The 15,842-nt window shown below is 71.6% G+C and carries 12 protein-coding genes; 8 read left to right on the forward strand and 4 right to left on the reverse strand.

Annotation, left to right across the window (positions count from 1 at the left end; genetic code table 11):
* Window positions 1-9: 9 nt before the first annotated feature.
* Together hutU and ACGFH9_RS13250 are read right to left on the reverse strand one after the other, a co-directional pair.
* Window positions 10-1,668: a urocanate hydratase gene (gene hutU, locus ACGFH9_RS13245; protein ID WP_393218179.1), complete on the reverse strand. Its 1,659-nt coding sequence runs from the start codon at window positions 1,666-1,668 to the stop codon at window positions 10-12.
* Window positions 1,665-2,537, reverse strand: coding sequence for a MurR/RpiR family transcriptional regulator (locus tag ACGFH9_RS13250; RefSeq protein ID WP_393218181.1), 873 nt, complete (start codon window positions 2,535-2,537; stop codon window positions 1,665-1,667). The genes hutU and ACGFH9_RS13250 overlap by 4 nt, the downstream gene beginning before the upstream one ends.
* A gap of 128 nt (window positions 2,538-2,665) precedes the next feature.
* Here ACGFH9_RS13250 and ACGFH9_RS13255 point away from each other — a divergent pair, with 128 nt between their 5' ends.
* Complete coding sequence (locus ACGFH9_RS13255; RefSeq protein WP_393218183.1) at window positions 2,666-4,678, forward strand: trypsin-like peptidase domain-containing protein; 2,013 nt, start codon at window positions 2,666-2,668, stop codon at window positions 4,676-4,678.
* A 21-nt stretch (window positions 4,679-4,699) separates the two neighbouring features.
* Here ACGFH9_RS13255 and ACGFH9_RS13260 read toward each other — a convergent pair whose 3' ends face one another.
* On the reverse strand, window positions 4,700-5,521 hold the full coding sequence (locus ACGFH9_RS13260) for a glycosyltransferase family 2 protein (protein ID WP_393218339.1): 822 nt from the start codon (window positions 5,519-5,521) through the stop codon (window positions 4,700-4,702).
* A gap of 448 nt (window positions 5,522-5,969) precedes the next feature.
* Between ACGFH9_RS13260 and ACGFH9_RS13265 the strand changes: the two genes are divergently transcribed.
* The 6 genes from ACGFH9_RS13265 (at window position 5,970) to ACGFH9_RS13290 (ending at window position 13,696) form a co-directional block, all read left to right on the forward strand.
* A complete protein-coding gene (locus tag ACGFH9_RS13265; protein WP_393218185.1) occupies window positions 5,970-7,427 on the forward strand; it encodes an O-antigen ligase family protein in 1,458 nt (485 codons plus the stop codon).
* Entirely contained in the window at window positions 7,424-8,305 is an 882-nt protein-coding gene (locus tag ACGFH9_RS13270) for a glycosyltransferase family 2 protein (RefSeq protein WP_393218187.1), read from the forward strand. Before ACGFH9_RS13265 ends, ACGFH9_RS13270 begins: the two co-directional genes overlap by 4 nt.
* Window positions 8,306-8,351: 46 nt before the next feature.
* Window positions 8,352-9,674, forward strand: a complete 1,323-nt coding sequence (locus ACGFH9_RS13275) for an oligosaccharide flippase family protein (protein WP_393218190.1) — start codon at window positions 8,352-8,354, stop codon at window positions 9,672-9,674.
* Window positions 9,664-10,842, forward strand: coding sequence for a polysaccharide pyruvyl transferase family protein (locus tag ACGFH9_RS13280; protein WP_393218192.1), 1,179 nt, complete (start codon window positions 9,664-9,666; stop codon window positions 10,840-10,842). Before ACGFH9_RS13275 ends, ACGFH9_RS13280 begins: the two co-directional genes overlap by 11 nt.
* Window positions 10,839-12,071, forward strand: a complete 1,233-nt coding sequence (locus tag ACGFH9_RS13285; protein WP_393218195.1) for an endo-1,4-beta-xylanase — start codon at window positions 10,839-10,841, stop codon at window positions 12,069-12,071. The genes ACGFH9_RS13280 and ACGFH9_RS13285 overlap by 4 nt, the downstream gene beginning before the upstream one ends.
* 170 nt (window positions 12,072-12,241) lie before the next feature.
* A complete protein-coding gene (locus tag ACGFH9_RS13290) occupies window positions 12,242-13,696 on the forward strand; it encodes a sugar transferase (RefSeq protein WP_393218341.1) in 1,455 nt (484 codons plus the stop codon).
* 69 nt (window positions 13,697-13,765) lie between these two features.
* Here the strand turns inward: ACGFH9_RS13290 and ACGFH9_RS13295 are convergent, their stop codons facing one another.
* On the reverse strand, window positions 13,766-14,845 hold the full coding sequence (locus tag ACGFH9_RS13295) for an LCP family protein (protein ID WP_393218198.1): 1,080 nt from the start codon (window positions 14,843-14,845) through the stop codon (window positions 13,766-13,768).
* A gap of 115 nt (window positions 14,846-14,960) precedes the next feature.
* On the opposite strand from ACGFH9_RS13295, the gene ACGFH9_RS13300 reads away from it, so the two are divergent.
* Complete coding sequence (locus ACGFH9_RS13300; protein ID WP_393218343.1) at window positions 14,961-15,779, forward strand: MOSC domain-containing protein; 819 nt, start codon at window positions 14,961-14,963, stop codon at window positions 15,777-15,779.
* Window positions 15,780-15,842: the final 63 nt, after the last annotated feature.

Here is a 15,842-nt window from a genome sequence, read left to right on the forward strand (position 1 = left end):
TCCTCGCGCTCACGCGTTCTCACCCTCGGTCATGGGAACCCGGACGCCGGTGCGCTCGGCGACCTCGCGGGCGCTGTCGTAGCCGGCGTCGACGTGCCGGATGACGCCCATCGCCGGGTCGTTGGTGAGCACCCGCTCGATCTTCTGTCCCGCCAGGGCGGTGCCGTCGGCCACGCAGACCTGCCCGGCGTGGATCGACCGGCCGATGCCGACGCCGCCGCCGTGGTGGATGGACACCCAGGACGCGCCGCTGGCGGTGTTGACCAGCGCGTTCAGCAGCGGCCAGTCCGCGATGGCGTCGGAGCCGTCGGCCATCTGTTCGGTCTCCCGGTACGGGCTCGCGACGCTGCCGGTGTCCAGGTGGTCCCGCCCGATCACCACCGGAGCGGAGAGCTCACCGGAGGCGACCATGTCGTTGAACCGCACGCCCGCCCGGTCCCGCTCGCCCTGACCGAGCCAGCAGATCCGGGCCGGCAGGCCCTGGAACGCGACCCGCTCGCCGGCCAGCTTGATCCAGCGGGCCAGGGACTCGTTCTCCGGGAACAGGTCCAGGATGGCCCGATCGGTGGCGGCGATGTCGGCCGGGTCGCCGGAGAGCGCCGCCCACCGGAACGGGCCCCGGCCCTCGCAGAACAGCGGCCGGATGTACGCGGGCACGAAGCCCGGGAAGTCGAACGCCCGCTGGTAGCCGCCCAGCTGCGCCTCGCCCCGGATCGAGTTGCCGTAGTCGAAGACCTCGGCCCCGGCGTCGAGGAACCCGACCATCGCCTCGACGTGCCGTGCCATCGACGCGCGGGCCCGGTCGGTGAACTCGGCCGGCTTCGCGGCGGCGTAGTCCCAGGCGTCGGCCAGGTCGATCCCCACCGGCAGGTACGCCAGGGGATCGTGCGCACTGGTCTGGTCGGTCACGATGTCGATCTCGACGCCCCGAGCGAGCAACTCCGGGAAGACCTCGGCGGCGTTGCCGACCACGCCGACGCTCAACGCGCGCCGGTCCCGCTTCGCCGCGCGGACCCGTGCGACGGCGTCGTCCAGGGAGTCGGCCACCTCGTCCAGGTAGCGGTCGTGCACCCGCCGGTCCAGGCGGGTCCGGTCCACGTCCACGATCAGGCAGACGCCGTCGTTCATGGTGACCGCGAGGGGCTGCGCGCCACCCATTCCACCGCATCCGGCGGTGAGCGTCAGCGTCCCGGCCAGGGTTCCGCCGAACCTCTTGGCGGCCACGGCGGCGAACGTCTCGTAGGTGCCCTGGAGGATGCCCTGCGTGCCGATGTAGATCCACGAACCGGCGGTCATCTGCCCGTACATGGTCAGGCCGAGCTGTTCGAGGCGACGGAACTCCGGCCAGGTCGCCCAGTCACCCACCAGGTTCGAGTTCGCCAGCAGCACCCGGGGCGCCCACTCGTGCGTGCGCATGACCCCGACCGGGCGGCCGGACTGGACCAGCATCGTCTCGTCCGCGCGCAGGTCGGTCAGCGTACGCACCAACGCGTGGTACGACGGCCAGTCCCGCGCCGCCTTGCCGGTCCCGCCGTAGACAACCAGGTCGTCGGGGCGTTCGGCCACCTCCGGGTCGAGGTTGTTCATCAGCATCCGCAGGGCGGCCTCCTGCTGCCACCCGCGGGTGGTGAGCTGGCTGCCCCGTGCGGCACGGATGGGCTGGGTCATCTCTGCTTCTCCTCCGGTCGTCCGAGGAACAACTGTCGGCGGGCCGCGGAGGCTTCGAACGCCTCCAGGCGGCGCTGGGTGTCGGTCGGCGCGGCGTCGCAGATGGCCTGCAACAGGACCATCGCCAGGGTCATCGGGGCCGTGTGCAGGTCGAAGACGAGTTGCGCGCCGACGGCGGCCGGCAGCACCACGTCGGCGTGTTCGGTGGCGGGGCTGACCGGGGAGTCGGTGATCGCCACGACGGTCAGTCCGGCGGCCCGCGCCTCGCCCAGGGCGTCCAGGGTCTCCCGGGGGTAGCGGGGCAGCACGAAGGCGAGCACGGCCGACGCCCCGGACTCGGCGGCCTGCTCCAGACGGTCGGTGAGCAGGCTGCCGCCATCGTTGAGCACCCGCACGTCCGGGTGGACCTTGGCGGCGAAGTAGGCGAAGTACGCGGCCAGTGGCGCGGCGGCACGCAGGCCCAGCACCGGCAGCGGTCGGCTGGCCGCGAGCAGCCGACCGGTCTCGGCGATCCGCTCGGTGTCGGCGAGTTGACCCGCCAGCCGCTCCAGGTTGCCCATCTCGGCGCGTACCGCCTGCTGGAGTTCGTTGGCGGCGTCCGTCGGACCGCCCGGCGTGGTGGTGGTCAGGTCCCGCAGTCGGCGGCGCAGCGCCGGGTAGCCATCGTGGCCGAGAGCGACGGCGAACCGGGTGACCGAGGGCTGACTCACCCCGGCCAGCTCGGCGACCTCCGCGGCGGACAGGTACGCCACCGTCGGCGCGTGCTGCACGAGACAGTGCGCGATCCGGCGCTGGGTCGGGGTGAGCCGTACCCCGTCGAACAGGTCGAGCACCTGCTCGGCCGTCGCCTGGAGCACCGGCTCATTCATGCCGCGACTCTATGCATGAAAACTTTCAGAGGGCAACCACCTGGGGCGGCTTCCCCCTTCACACCGGAGGCGAGCGGCCTGGCGCGCTCTCGGTAGTATCCGCACGGCGGTCGAGCGGAGGAGTGCGGATGCAGCCGGAAGGCCCCTACAGGTTCACCCACGTACTGGGCTCAAGCCAGGTGGGGAAGGCGTGGGCGGCCATCGACGGGCAGGGCCGGCTGGTGACGGTGGCTGTGCTGGACGCCGCCGTGGCGGCCACGCCCGCCTGGCGGGAGGCGTTCGCCGCCACCGCCAACGCGCTGGCACAGACGCAGGGCGGTCAGACCTTCGCCTACGCCGACTTCGGTGCCGCCGCGCCCTGGGTCGCCTACCCGGCCGAGGCGGGGCCGGGCGCAGAGAAGCTCTTCCGTGCGCTGGGTGTGGACTACCAACCGGTTCCGGAGGTGGCCGGACCGAACACGCCGCCGGCCACCGGCCCCGCGAACCCTCCCGTGCCCCAGCAGGCCGGGCCGCCCCAGCCGGTCTCCGGGGTGCCGCAGTCCGTCTCCGGGCCGCCGCAGCCGGTTTCCGGGGTGCCGCAGTCCGTCTCGGGACTGCCGCAGGTCTCCGGGCCACCCCAGTCCGTCTCGGGTGTGCCGCAGGTGTCCGCGCCGCCGTACGCGCCATGGGCCATGCACGGCGGTCCCGTCCCCGTGCAGCCGGTCTCCGCCGCACCGCACCCGGTCTCCGGCGCCGGCTCGGAGGCGTCCACCGTGGACCCCGTGCTCCCGGACGCCGACCGGTCGTCGACCGGTGACCCGTTCACGGCCCCGGTCCGCAGGATCAAGCCGTCACCGCCACCTCCGCGCCGTACCGGCCTCTGGGTTGGTATCGGCGCCGCCGCCCTGGCGGTGGCCCTCGCCGCCGGCGCCACCGTCTGGGCGGTCACCGGCGACGAGGAACCGAGCGTCCCGCAGACCCTGCCCACGGCGTCCGGCGCGTTCCCCAGCGCCCCGGCGATCAACCCCGGACTCAAACCGTGGGCGCAGGCGGCGCCGTACAGCCCAGAGGAACGCGCCCTCGCCATCGCCGGGCCGTCCCTGGTGTTCGTCGAGGCCGTCTTCACCGGGACCCTGCGGGAAGCGAAGTCGAACGTGCCGTTGAGCGTGACGCCTGTCACTTTCAAGCGGCGGTGCAGCGGCTTCGTGGTCAACCCGGACGGCCACATCGTCACCAACGGCCAGTGCGTACGCCCGGCGGTCGACGCGGCCCGGGAGCGCGCCCTCTACACGCTCGGCCGCATCCTGATCGAGCAGAAGAAACTGACCACACCCCAGTTGGACGGTTACGTCCAGAGCAAGCTGAACAGCACGGTGTTCACCGGTGCCGAACCTGGCTCGGAACCCACCAGCCAGGTGTTCGGCCAGTTCAACGTCGCCAGGGGCGACCTCACCGCCAGCCCGGCGATCCCGGGCCAGGTCGTGCGGGTCCTGGAGCCCGATGCCGGCAACCTCGCCCTGGTCAAGCTGACCCAACCCAGCCTCCCGGCCGTGGAGTTGGCCGAGGGTGGTGCGCCCGCACCCGGCGCCGCTCTGCTCGTGCTCGGCTACCGCACCACGGACGCGGACTTCCGGGCCGCGACCTACACCGTGGAGAGCAAGCCCGCCCAGGTCGCCGGCACGGCCAACCAGGGCTCGGTCGCCGTCTCCCGCCTCAACGACGACGTCGGCATCTACTCCGCCGGCGGGGTCGCCCTGGACACCGCCGGTCGAGTGGTCGGCGTGCTGGACACCGACCGGGCCGCCAGTGGTGGGGCCAACCGTGCGCTGGTACCGGTGTCGGTGGTCACCGGACTGCTCGGCGCGGGCGGTACCAGCAGCAGCCGCGCGGACACCGACCGGGTGTACCGGGAAGGGCTCGACGAGTTCTTCGCGGGCCGCAACGACGACGCCATCGCCAGCTTCGACCGCGTCGTGGAGGCGTCGCCGGTGAACGTCCTCGCGCAGGCGTACCGGCAGAACGCCATCGACCGCGCCCGGCTCGCCGACGAGTCGGACGGCATGCCCAGGCTCCTGGTGGCCTCGCTCGCGGCCCTCGGCGGTCTGCTGCTGGTCGGGCTCGTCGTGCTGGTGGTGGTGTTCCGCCGCCGCCCCCGGTACTGACCGGGCCCGGCAGGAAAGCGCTCAGCGCGTGGAGTTGTCCCGCCCCCATCCGTCGCGTGGATGGCGACGGGCCCGCAGGGCGGCGGCGACGGTGATCGCCACGTAGACCGTGGCCGCCGGAGCCAGCCACGGTCGGGGCAGGACCACGTCGCGTAGCCAGGAGGACGGGGCCGACGCTCGAACCCCGTCGTGGGTGGCCCGCAACATCGTGTTGCCGGCGCGCACCCGCGCCAGGGTGCGGAGCAGATCCCGCGTACGGCGAGGCGCCTGGACATCGGAGGTGGCGTCGCCGACCTCCCGCTTCTCGCTCGACGAGAACTGCGAATCCAGGAAAAGATCGTCGGCGATCTGCTCCGGGAATTGGCTGAAGCGCCGGCGACCGGCCTCCGAGATGCCGACGGCGCCGCGCCCGAACAACGCGTCAGCGAAGATCGGCAATCTGGTGTTGATGGCGTAGTACGCGTGCACCGCCACCGGACGGCCGCTGGTCACCATCTTCCGGCGGGGCATGACCGCCAATGGAGGAGAGTCGCCCTCGGTCAGCGTCTCGGCCATCCGGCGCAGCGCCCCCGGGCTCAGCACGACGTCGGCGTCGAGGTAGACCCGGGGGAAACCGCGCGCCGCCGCGTCACCCACGTTGAGCGCGTTCGCCTTTCCCGCCTCGGGCACCTCGATGACCCGTACCCCCGGTCGCTGGGCGGCGATCCGGGCCGTGTCGTCCGTGCAGCCGTTGGCCACCACCACGATGTCCAGATCGTCCGGGCCGGCGTCGGCGAGCAGCGCGTCGAGGCAACCACCGATGACCCTCGCCTCGTTGTGGGCGGCCATCACCACGGAGATCATCGACACGTCTCACCGTCCACAGTCGAGGAAGCCGGTCGGATCGTGCCGGCAGTCGGTCGTGCACGTCGTGCCGAAACAGCCGGCTGACGCACGGCGGTCAAGCTTGCCGGAGGCGACGTCGCCCGTGCAAGACGGGCCGAAAAAGGGGTCGAATAAGTGAATCGGAAATGTCCACCCAACCCGGTTGGGAGACGGGTTCGACGGCTCTGTCGGGCGGACGACCGGGGCCCCGAAGAAACGCCCGGCGCTGGTATCGTCCTCGTGATTCTGAGGCCGGGCGGCGGTTGAGCACAGTGGATGTCTTTTCCCGACATTCGGCTCAGTCTCCGCCTATCGGCAGTTGCCGCCGGCCCCTGATCGACGATCGGGCGGCACGGCCGCAGCGGCGGCGCGCACACGACGCCTACCGACGTCCACGGCGGACACTGATAGAGGAGAGACACCCGCGATGGGAATCTTGACCACTCCGGCCTCGGGAACACGGCCGGAGGCGGGGCACCGGGACGGGCCTACGCCCCGCCACGAGCAGATCGCCGGCTACCTGGCCGTCGGCGCCCTGGCCCTCGTCGCGGTGAAGCCGCTGCTCGACATCGGTGAGAAGAAGTCCAGCGGCGGGATCGACCTGGGCGTGGTGCTCACCGCTGTCGGGGCCGCCCTGATGATCGGCGCGTACGGGCTGGTCGCCCTGGGTGCCCGTCGGTTGCCGCCCAGGCCGTTGCTGCTGGTGGCGGGTGCGCTGGCGCTGCTCCTGGTCAGCTCGGCGGTCAGCTTCCTCCTCGTGGGTGCCCGCAGCGACCTGCTGGACCTCTTCGACGTGCGGCGTTACCCGATCTACGGCGCCCACCTGGAGCCTCGCTCGGCGATCCCCGCCGAAGCGTTGCGCCTGGTCGTCGGCTTCGCCCCGATCGCGCTGCTCGGCCTGATGCTGATGCGGCGGTCGCTCATCTCCACACGGCGACTCGTCCTGGTCACCGGTGTGATCCTGCTGGGCGCGCTGGTCCACTGTGTCCTGGCGTGGCTCCAGGTCGCCGGGGTCATCCCCTACTCGTTCTACTTCGAGCTGGCGAACTGGCAGAAGATCGGGCGCGCCTCCGGGGGCTACTACCACCCGATGTCGCTCGGTCGGCTGCTCATCTTCGCGGTCTTCCTGATCTACGTCCTGGGAGATCGCCTCCGGGTGTCGGCCGCCGTGCGGTACGGGCTCATCGGGCTCTTCGTCGCCACCGGTGCCGTGTCCCTGCACCGCTTCACGATCCTCTGCCTGATCGTCATCGTGGCCGCCTTCGAGGCGCGGCGGGTCCGTGGCCTGATCGCGTCCCGTCGCGCCGGTGGTCGGGTCGACCGCCGGTCGGCGCTCCTGGTCGGCGGCGGGATCGTCGCGGTAGCGGCCGTTGCCGGCGGTCTCTGGGGCGGGGCCATCTGGGAGCGGGTGCGGGTCGCCCTCACCGAGGTGGGGTCGCTCGACGTCCGCTCCGACACCTTCATGCACGGGCGCGGCGCGATCTGGAACGACGTGGCCGACATCCTGGGTCGCTCGTCGGCGGACGTGTGGCTGTTCGGCTTCGGCTACGAGCCGTGGGACATGCACAACGACCTCATCCGGATCATGATCATCTGGGGGATCACCGGGATCGTCCTGGTCGGCGCGATCCTCCTGGGGCTCTACCGGCTGGCACGTGCGCAGCTCGGCCTTTCCGGTCGACTGCCCCTGCTGGTGCTCTTCGCGACGCTCCTCATCTTCGGGCTCACCCAGAAGCCCCTGGCGTACCCGTACTTCCTCTGGCTCTTCTTCCTCGGCATGCTGGCGGTGCTCGCCGTCGACGCGGAGACCGACGACGGCGTCCGGACGGAGGCATCGGTGCGGTCCGACGACAGCGAGTCGGTGGCGGCGGGCAGGCCGACGTGACGAACCCCTCGGTCCCCGCGTCGGTTCGGGCGGAGCACCCCCACCTGCCCCGACAGGCCGACCGGGTCGAGGTGGACGCAGCCACCGCGCCGGTCGTCCGACCCACCTTCACCGTCTGCATCGTCGTACGGGACCGGGCCGCTCTGCTCGTCAACGCGGTCCGCAGCGTGTTGGCCAACACCTACCAGGATTTCGAACTCGTCATCGTCGACGACGGCTCGCAGGTCCCGGTCGGGCAGGTGATCGCCGAGGCCGGTCTCGCCACGGACCGCCGGATCAGGGTGGTGGGCCAACCTCCGACCGGCATCGCCGAGGCCCGCAACCGCGGGCTGCGCGCCGCCGTCGGCCGGTACCTGACCGTGCTCGACTCCGACGACGAACTCACCGAGGACGCGTTGGCCCGGCTGCACCAGTTGCTCACCACCACCGGGCGGAGCTGGGCGTACGCCGACTACACCGAGATCAGTCACCGCAGTGACCGACCCATCCGGCTGCCCGAGTACGCCTCGGCGGAACGCATGCTGCTGGGCGTCCTGACCCGTCCGCGCCTGCCGTTCAAACACTCCGGCACGACGATCGACAGGCAGGTGCTGCACACCATCGGTGGGTACGACGAGACCTTCCGACTCTTCGAGGACATCGAGCTGGTGCTGCGGGCGCTGCGTTCCGGTGTGCAGCCCTGCCATCTGGCCCACCCGATCGTGCGGTTCCAGCGCCACGACGGCAACGTCACGCGGGGTCGCCTCGGTGGTCTGGTCTTCTGGTTCCGACTGATCGACATGTACCGACCGTGGCGGTTTCCCGGCGTGGGGCTGAGCATGAAGACGCTGCGGACGTTGAGCGAGACGGGCAAGTGGCTTGTCACCCGCATCCGTTGACCTCGACCCCGGCAGGCCGGTGCCCGCGACAGCGTCGCGCGGGCGGGTGACGCGGGTCCTGATCCACCTCGGCATGCTGGGCCTGAGCCAGGTCGGCGTCACCGTCGCGGCCTTCGCCACCCAGATCCTGCTGGCCCGCAGCCTCCCGCAGGCGGCGTTCGGGACACTGACCGCCGCCCTCGCGGTGGTGTCACTGACCGCGCCGTTGGCCGTCTTCGGTGTCTCCGAACTGTGGTTGCAGCGGTTCGGGCAGGAGGGGGAGCGGGCGTACCGCTGGGTGGGCCCCTCGCTGCGCCTGGTGCTGATCACCTGCCTGCTGATCGTCGCCGGCACGCTGGCGTGGGCCGCCGCCGAGATGCGCGATCCGGCCGAGGGTGGGGTGCGCGCCCTGCTGGCGAGTGTGGTCGTCGCGCAGGCCGGCCTCGCGCTCGTCGCGTCGGTGCAGCAACTGCGCGGCGCGTACGGCGGGCTGTCGACGTTGCAGGCCGCGCCGCACCTGGGCCGGGTGCTGGTGGTGCTCGCCGTGTGGCTGTTCGGGCTCTCGGTGGTGGCGGCGGCCGCGGGTTACGCGGTGGTCGCCCTGCTGACCGTGGTGGCCTGCGCCGTCGTCATGCGGCCCTTCGTCCGGGGTGAGATGCCGCTGGAGGGGCACACGACCACCGGGGAGCCGTCCGGCCCGGCGGTGCCGGTGACCGCTGTCGCCCGGGCCGCCACCCCGTTCGTGCTGGGCAACGTGTTCTACCTGATCGGCATGTACCTGGGCACGGTGACCGTGGCCGAGGTACGTGGTCCCGAGGCGGCCGCGGTGCTGTCCGTGCCGATGTCCGTGCTGACCGCCGTCTACCTCGTACCCCGGGTGGCCTTCCAGCAGTACTTCCTGGCCAAGCTGCACCGGTGGTCGCAGACCGACCGGGACGCGATCCTGCTGGCGTACCGCTACGGCGGCAGCGGGATGTTCGCGTTGGGCGCGGTCATCGCGGTGCTGGTGGTGCTCTTCGCCCTGCCGGGGCTACCGTTCCTGCTCGGTCCCGAATACCGGGAGTCCGCCACCGTCCTGGCCGTGCTCGCCCTGGCGATCCCGTTCCGGTTCGCCGGTGCGGCGGTGGCCTCGCTGCTCACCAGCGGCGGCCTGCTCCGCCGCAAGGTCGTCTACCAGGGGGTGGGCGCTCTGGTGTTCGTGGTGGCCCTGGCCGTCGCCACGCCACTCTGGGGCATCATGGGTGCGGCGGCGGCGACCGTCGTGGCGGAGATCGTCCTCTGTGTCCTGTTCTGGATCGCGGTCCGCCGACGGGTCGTCGGCGACGCCGATCTGCCGTCGTGGCACGATCTGCGCCAGCGTCTGACAAAGGGGGCCCCGCGTGCGTCCTGAACCGAGTGCGGCGGCTCGGCGTCCCCTCGTGGTCGGGTACTACGGCATGGAGAACGTCGGGGACAACGCCTTCTGTGTCGTCCTGGACTGGGCGACCCGCACCTACTGGGGTGCCACCCATCCGGTCTTCGCGGCCCCACCGATGGTCGACCTGCCGGCCGGGAGCGTGGGCCTGAGCCCCCGGTGGTACCGCGGTCACGGGGCCACGATCCGGGCCGGGGTCCTGCTGAGCAAGGCGGCTCTGCTGAGTCGCTCCTCCATGCTGCTCTTCGGTGGTGGCTCGGTCTTTCGGGACATGGGCCCGCTGAGCGAGAAGAAGTTGTTCGCCCTCTTCAGCCGATTCTCCGGGCACCCGATGGCGGCCGTCGGTGTCTCGATCGGCCCGTTCCTGTCCGCCGCCGCGGAACGTCGCCTGGTCGAGGTGCTGAAGCGGATCGACGTCATCGGGGTCCGCGACGCGGCGTCCGCGGAGGTCCTGCGCCGCGCGGGCTATCCGGGCCTGCTCATCCCGGCGGGCGACCTCGCCGGCCTCCTGCCCGAGGCGCTCGGAGAGCCGATCCCCCCACGCCGGCCCCGGCCGACGCCGGGCGCCCGGGCCCGCCTCGGGGTGACCCTGCTCGGCGTGGACTACGAGGCCGCCGCTCCGGACGTGCGGCGGCGCGAGGACGCCCTGATCGAGGGCGTACGGGCGCTGGTGCTCAAGGAACCGGTGGACGTCACCGTCTTCGTCTTCAACACCCACCCCGAGCACGGCGACGAGCAGGTCAGCGAGCGGCTCCGCGCGGCGGTGGCCGGCACCTGCGACGTGCGGGTGGTGACGGCGCGGGACGGGGTACGGGCCTGTTGGGACGAGATGAAACGGTGTGACCTCGGGTTGCACATGCGGTTGCACGGAGCGGTCTTCGCCTACCTGGCCGGCGTGCCCTTCGCCCTGGTGCCGTACCAGCAGAAGTGCGACGACTTCCTCGACGACATCGACCAGCCCGCGTCGCTGCGACTCGGTCGGGTTCCCGAGGATCCCGCCGAGGTGACGCGTGTGCTGGCCGGCATGCTCACCGACGACGCGGTTCCCGGCCTCACGCGCGAGGAGTTCGCCGAGCGGGCACGCTGGAACTTCACCCAGGCGCCGTGGGCGCTCCGCGCCGCAGCGGACCCGTCCGCAGGGTGACCGAGCAGGTGTTCATGCAGGAGCGCGAGCCGGCCACACCGCCGCCGGCCGCCCCCCGGCAGCCTGTCGTGACACCGGTGACCGTCCCGTCGGCGCCACCGCGCCGGGTGGTGCTGCCCGTGGCGCTCGCGCTCGTGGTCGTCGCGCTCCTGACCACCGGACTCGCGGTGGCGTACGGGACCGAGCGCAGGTCCCGGAACACCGCCGCCCCCGCCGTCCCGACCGTTCCGGTGCCCACGGTGTCCCGCCCGCCGTCCCTGCGCGACCTGATGCCGTCGACGATCCGGGTCGGCTCGGCCGCCGACGGCCGCTGGATGAGCCTGGACGCCGAGTACGGCGAACTGCTCGGCTCGGAGTTCAGCGCGATCACCCCCGAGAACGCCATGAAGTGGGGCAACCTCGAGCCGTCGCCGAACGTGTACGTCTGGGCCGGCGCGGACCAGTTGGTCGACTTCGCCGAGCAACGCGACCAGGCGGTCTACGGTCACACTCTGCTGGGACGGACCGACGTGCCGAAGTGGGTGGATCCGAAGTGGTCGGCGGATCAGCTCCGGACGGTGCTGCGGGACCACGTGACCGCCGTCGTGTCCCGCTACCGTGGGCGGGTCTGGGCCTGGGACGTGGTCAACGAGGCGCTCGACGAGGACGGTTCGCTGCGCGACACGCTGTGGCTGCGCATACTCGGCCCGGGCTACGTGGCCGAGGTGTTCCGGTGGGCGCACGCGGCCGACCCCGGCGCACGGCTGTTCATCAACGACTACGGCGTCGAGGGCCGGACCCGCAAGGCCGACGCGCTCCTCGACCTGGTACGTGAGCTGCGCCGCGCCGGCGTGCCGGTGGACGGCGTCGGGTTCCAGAGCCATCTGCGCTGGGATGAGCAGCCCCGGGACATGGTGGGCAACCTGCGGCGGTTCGCGCAGTTGGGCGTCTCGGTGGCGATCACCGAACTCGACGTACGCATCGCCCTGCCCGAGACCGCCGCCAAGCGGGAACGTCAGGCGGCGCTCTACCGGCAGGTGCTCCGGGCCTGCCTGGCCGTGCCCGCCTGCGTCTCGTTCACCGTCTGGGGCTTCACCGACGGCCGGAGCTGGATTCCGGGATACCACGCCGGCTACGGTGCGGCTTGCATCTTCGACGCGGCCCTGGTCCCTAAACCGGCCCATGCCGCCCTCATCGACGAACTCCGCCGGGTTCCATCCCCCACCGGAGCCGGCCCCGGCCCGGGCTGAGCCCATCCGTTCGCTGACCCCGAAAGACGCAGAGCCCCCGGACGTTGACGACATGCGTCGGTGAAAGGAAGAACGTGTCCGCGCAGACCCAGTTCCTCACGGCTGTCACCCCCCAGCAGGCACCGAGTTACGACCCCGATCTCGGGGTGATCACGCCCCCCTCCAACGGCATGGCCCGGACCGTGTTCGCGCGTCCCGCGCCCCGCGCCAACTGGCGTCGGCGGTACGTGGCCTGGCTGGTGCTGCTCGACGTACTCGCCGCTCTGGCCGCCAGCCGGACGGTGGTCGCCCTGCTCGACGAGGCCGATGCCGGCTTCTGGGACCAGCGGGTCCTGGGCAGCATCAGCTCCTTCGCCCTGGTGGTGAACGTCGGGGTGCCGCTGGGATGGCTGGTCCTGCTCGTCGCCGCCGGAGCGTACGACCGGCGGGCGCTCGGGCTGGGCACCGAGGAGCTGAAGCGGGTGGCCCGGGCCAACCTCGCGATGGCGGCCACGGTGTCCTTCCTGGCTCTCGGCTTCAAGAAGGATCTGTCCCGGGCGACGGTCGCGGCCATCATCATCTGCCTGCTGCTGTACACGCTGGTGGCGCGGTTCGTCGCCCGGGTGGTGCTGCGTCGGATTCGGCGTACCGGGCGCGCCGCACACAAGGTGCTGTTGGTCGGTCGGCTCTCCGACGCGCTCGCCCTGCACGAGGTGGTGACCCGCAACTACGGCGCCGGGCTGCACCCGGTCGCCATCCACCTGCCTCGTCACCCGAGCCCGGGCTCGCGGGTGACGGCACCGGTGCCCGTCTACGTGGGCTGGGACCTGGTGCCGCTGGTCCAGCAGCTCGGCGCGGACACCATCGCGGTCTGCGGCCCCGCCAGCCTGGAGTCGTACGAGCTGCGCAAGCTGGCCTGGCAACTGGAGGGCACCGGCCTGAACCTCGTGGTGGTTCCGCAGGTCACCGACGTCACCGGTCCCCGTATCCACGTCCGGCCGATCGAGGGCCTGCCGCTGCTCAACGTGGACGAGCCGACCATCTCGGGCCTGTCGCTGCTGGCCAAGAACGTGCTCGACCGGGTCACCGCCCTGATCGGTCTGGTCGTCCTGAGCCCGGTGCTGCTCGCCATCGCCGTTGCCATCAGGGCCAGTGGCCCGGGGCCGGTCATGTTCCGCCAGACCCGGATCGGCCACGAGGGCCGGGCGTTCAAGGTCTGGAAGTTCCGGACCATGTACATCGACGCGGAGGAGCGGCTGGCGGCCCTGCGCGAGCGGAACGAGAGCGACGGACTCCTCTTCAAGATCAAGGATGATCCTCGGGTCACCCCGATCGGCCGGCACCTGCGGGCGCTCTCACTGGACGAGCTGCCCCAACTGATAAACGTGCTGCGGGGGCAGATGTCGCTGGTCGGCCCGCGCCCACTGCCCACCGAGGACGACGACTACCGCGGTGACGTACGCCGACGGCTGCTGGTCCGGCCGGGCATCACCGGGCTCTGGCAGATCTCCGGTCGCTCCGACCTGACCTGGGACGACGCGGTCCGCCTCGACCTGCACTACGTGGACAACTGGTCGCTCGTGTACGACCTGGCCATCCTCTGGAAGACGGTAAGCGTCGTGTTGGCCCGCCGGGGCGCGTACTGATCCGCCCCCACCCGCCTACGGCGACGGGCGGCGGCCTCGCGGCCACCGCCCGTCGTCCCACCTCTGCGGCTACTTCTTGCTGCCGAGGCTGACGATCTCGCCGACGGAGTCCCGCCGGACCGCGTCGTAGAACGTCTTCACCCGCGCCTTGTCGGCGAACACCACGCTCTCCGAGCCGACCTGGCCGGTGCCCTTGGTGGGACTGGTCAGGAACGTCATGTTGCCGCCCCGGACCCCACGCAGTTGCGTCGCCATGTCCAGCAGGGACAGGTCCTTGTCCACCGAGACGGAGTTCGAGGTGGCCTTGAGGAAGTCGTTGAGCTTGACGGGGTTGGTGATGATGCCACCGGACGACGCCTTGTCGATGATCGCGCGAATCACCTGCTGCTGGTGGCGGATCCGGGCGAAGTCACCGTCCGCGAACTGCTTGCGCTGACGTGAGTAGTCCAGGGCGGTCTCGCCGTCCATCCGCTGCACACCCTGCTTGAACGTGCGGAACGGCTCGTGGATCGAGGTGAAGGTCTTCTCGGAGTCGATGTCGATGCCGCCCAGCGCGTCGATGATCTCCTTGAAACCCGCGAAGTCGATCACAGCCACGTGGTCCACCCGGACACCGCTGAACGACTCCACGGTCTGCACCATGAGCGGAATCCCACCCCACGCGTAGGCCGCGTTGACCTTCGCGTCCCGCCCGCCGTGGTTGCCGTCCTTCGACTTGGGCACCGGCACCCAGGTGTCCCGCGGAATCGAGATCAGCTGTGCGCTCGACCGGTCCTTCGGCAGGTGGGCCAGGATGATCGTGTCGGTGCGCGACCCGCTCGTCCGCTCCGGGTCACGTGAGTCGCTGCCCAGGATCATGATGTTCGTGGCACCCGTGACGACCGGCTGGGGCCGCGACTCCTCCGGCACACCGTCGAAGGCGTCGACCCGTTCGATGTCCGACTCGACCGACCGCAGGTAGAGACCGCCGGCCACCACACCACCGGCACCCAGCACCACCAGCACCAGCAGGCTGATCAGGAGGATCCGACCCCACCGGCGACGGCGCCGCGGAACATCCGGCGTTGGTTCCTCGGGGGACTCCACAGAGGCGGCGGCACCGATCGTCGGCTCCGCCCCGGGCTCCGAGGTCTGTTCACGATGTGGCATGGGCGCGATGCTACTGAAGCCGGTTACGCGCCGGGTACCCTCGTCCGGCCGGATCCGTTCCGCGTCGACCACCGGTACCCCGGCGATGGCATCGGCGTGCCATGGTAGCCAGGTGCTGCGGCTGACCTCGATTCACACGTACCCCGTCAAGGGTTGTCACCGGCTCGACCACGACGACGCGTTCGTGCAGCCGTGGGGCCTGGCCGGCGACCGACGCTGGATGGTGGTGGACGCCGACGGCGTCGGCGTCACCCAGCGCGAGACGACCCGCCTCGTCGGTCTGCGGGCCACCGTGCGCCCGGGTGGCCTGGTGCTGCGCGCCGACGGGCTGCCCGACCTCGACGTGCCGGAGCCGGCGGGCGGCGACCCGGTGCCGGTACGGACCTTCCGCAGCCGGACGACCTCCGTCCCCGCGCTGCCCGCCGGCCCGGCCGCCGACGCCTGGGTCCGCGCGCTCCTGGATCGGCCCGTCCGCCTGGTCTGGTTGGCCAGCCCGACCCGGCACCTGGCCGCCGCCACGCGCGAGTACGACACCGGCGACCAGGTCAGCTTCGCCGACGCCTACCCGCTGCTGCTGACCAGCACCGCCTCCCTCGACGCCCTCAACGGCTGGCTCGCCGACGCCGGAGAGGAGCCGGTGCCGATGACGCGCTTCCGGCCCAACCTCGTCGTCGACGGCGCGCCGCCCTGGGCCGAGGACGGCTGGGCGGGCCGGTCGCTGCGCGTCGGCGACGTGCGGCTGCGCGCCGCCGGGCCGTGCGACCGCTGCGTGGTCACCACCACCGACCAGGAGACCGGGGTACGCGCGAAGGAGCCCCTGCGCACGCTCGGCCGCTACCGCAACATCCGTCAGAAGCTCCTGTTCGGACTGAACGTGGTGCCCGTCGACGGTGGCCCGTTGCGCGTCGGCGACCCGGTCGTCGTCGAACCCTGACCGGCCGACGGCACCGCCGTCACCGTCCGTCGACGCAGTCTTAGCTTTCGCTTAGCCGGCTTG

The organism is Micromonospora sp. NPDC049102, assembly GCF_043197485.1.
GTDB lineage: Bacteria > Actinomycetota > Actinomycetes > Mycobacteriales > Micromonosporaceae > Micromonospora.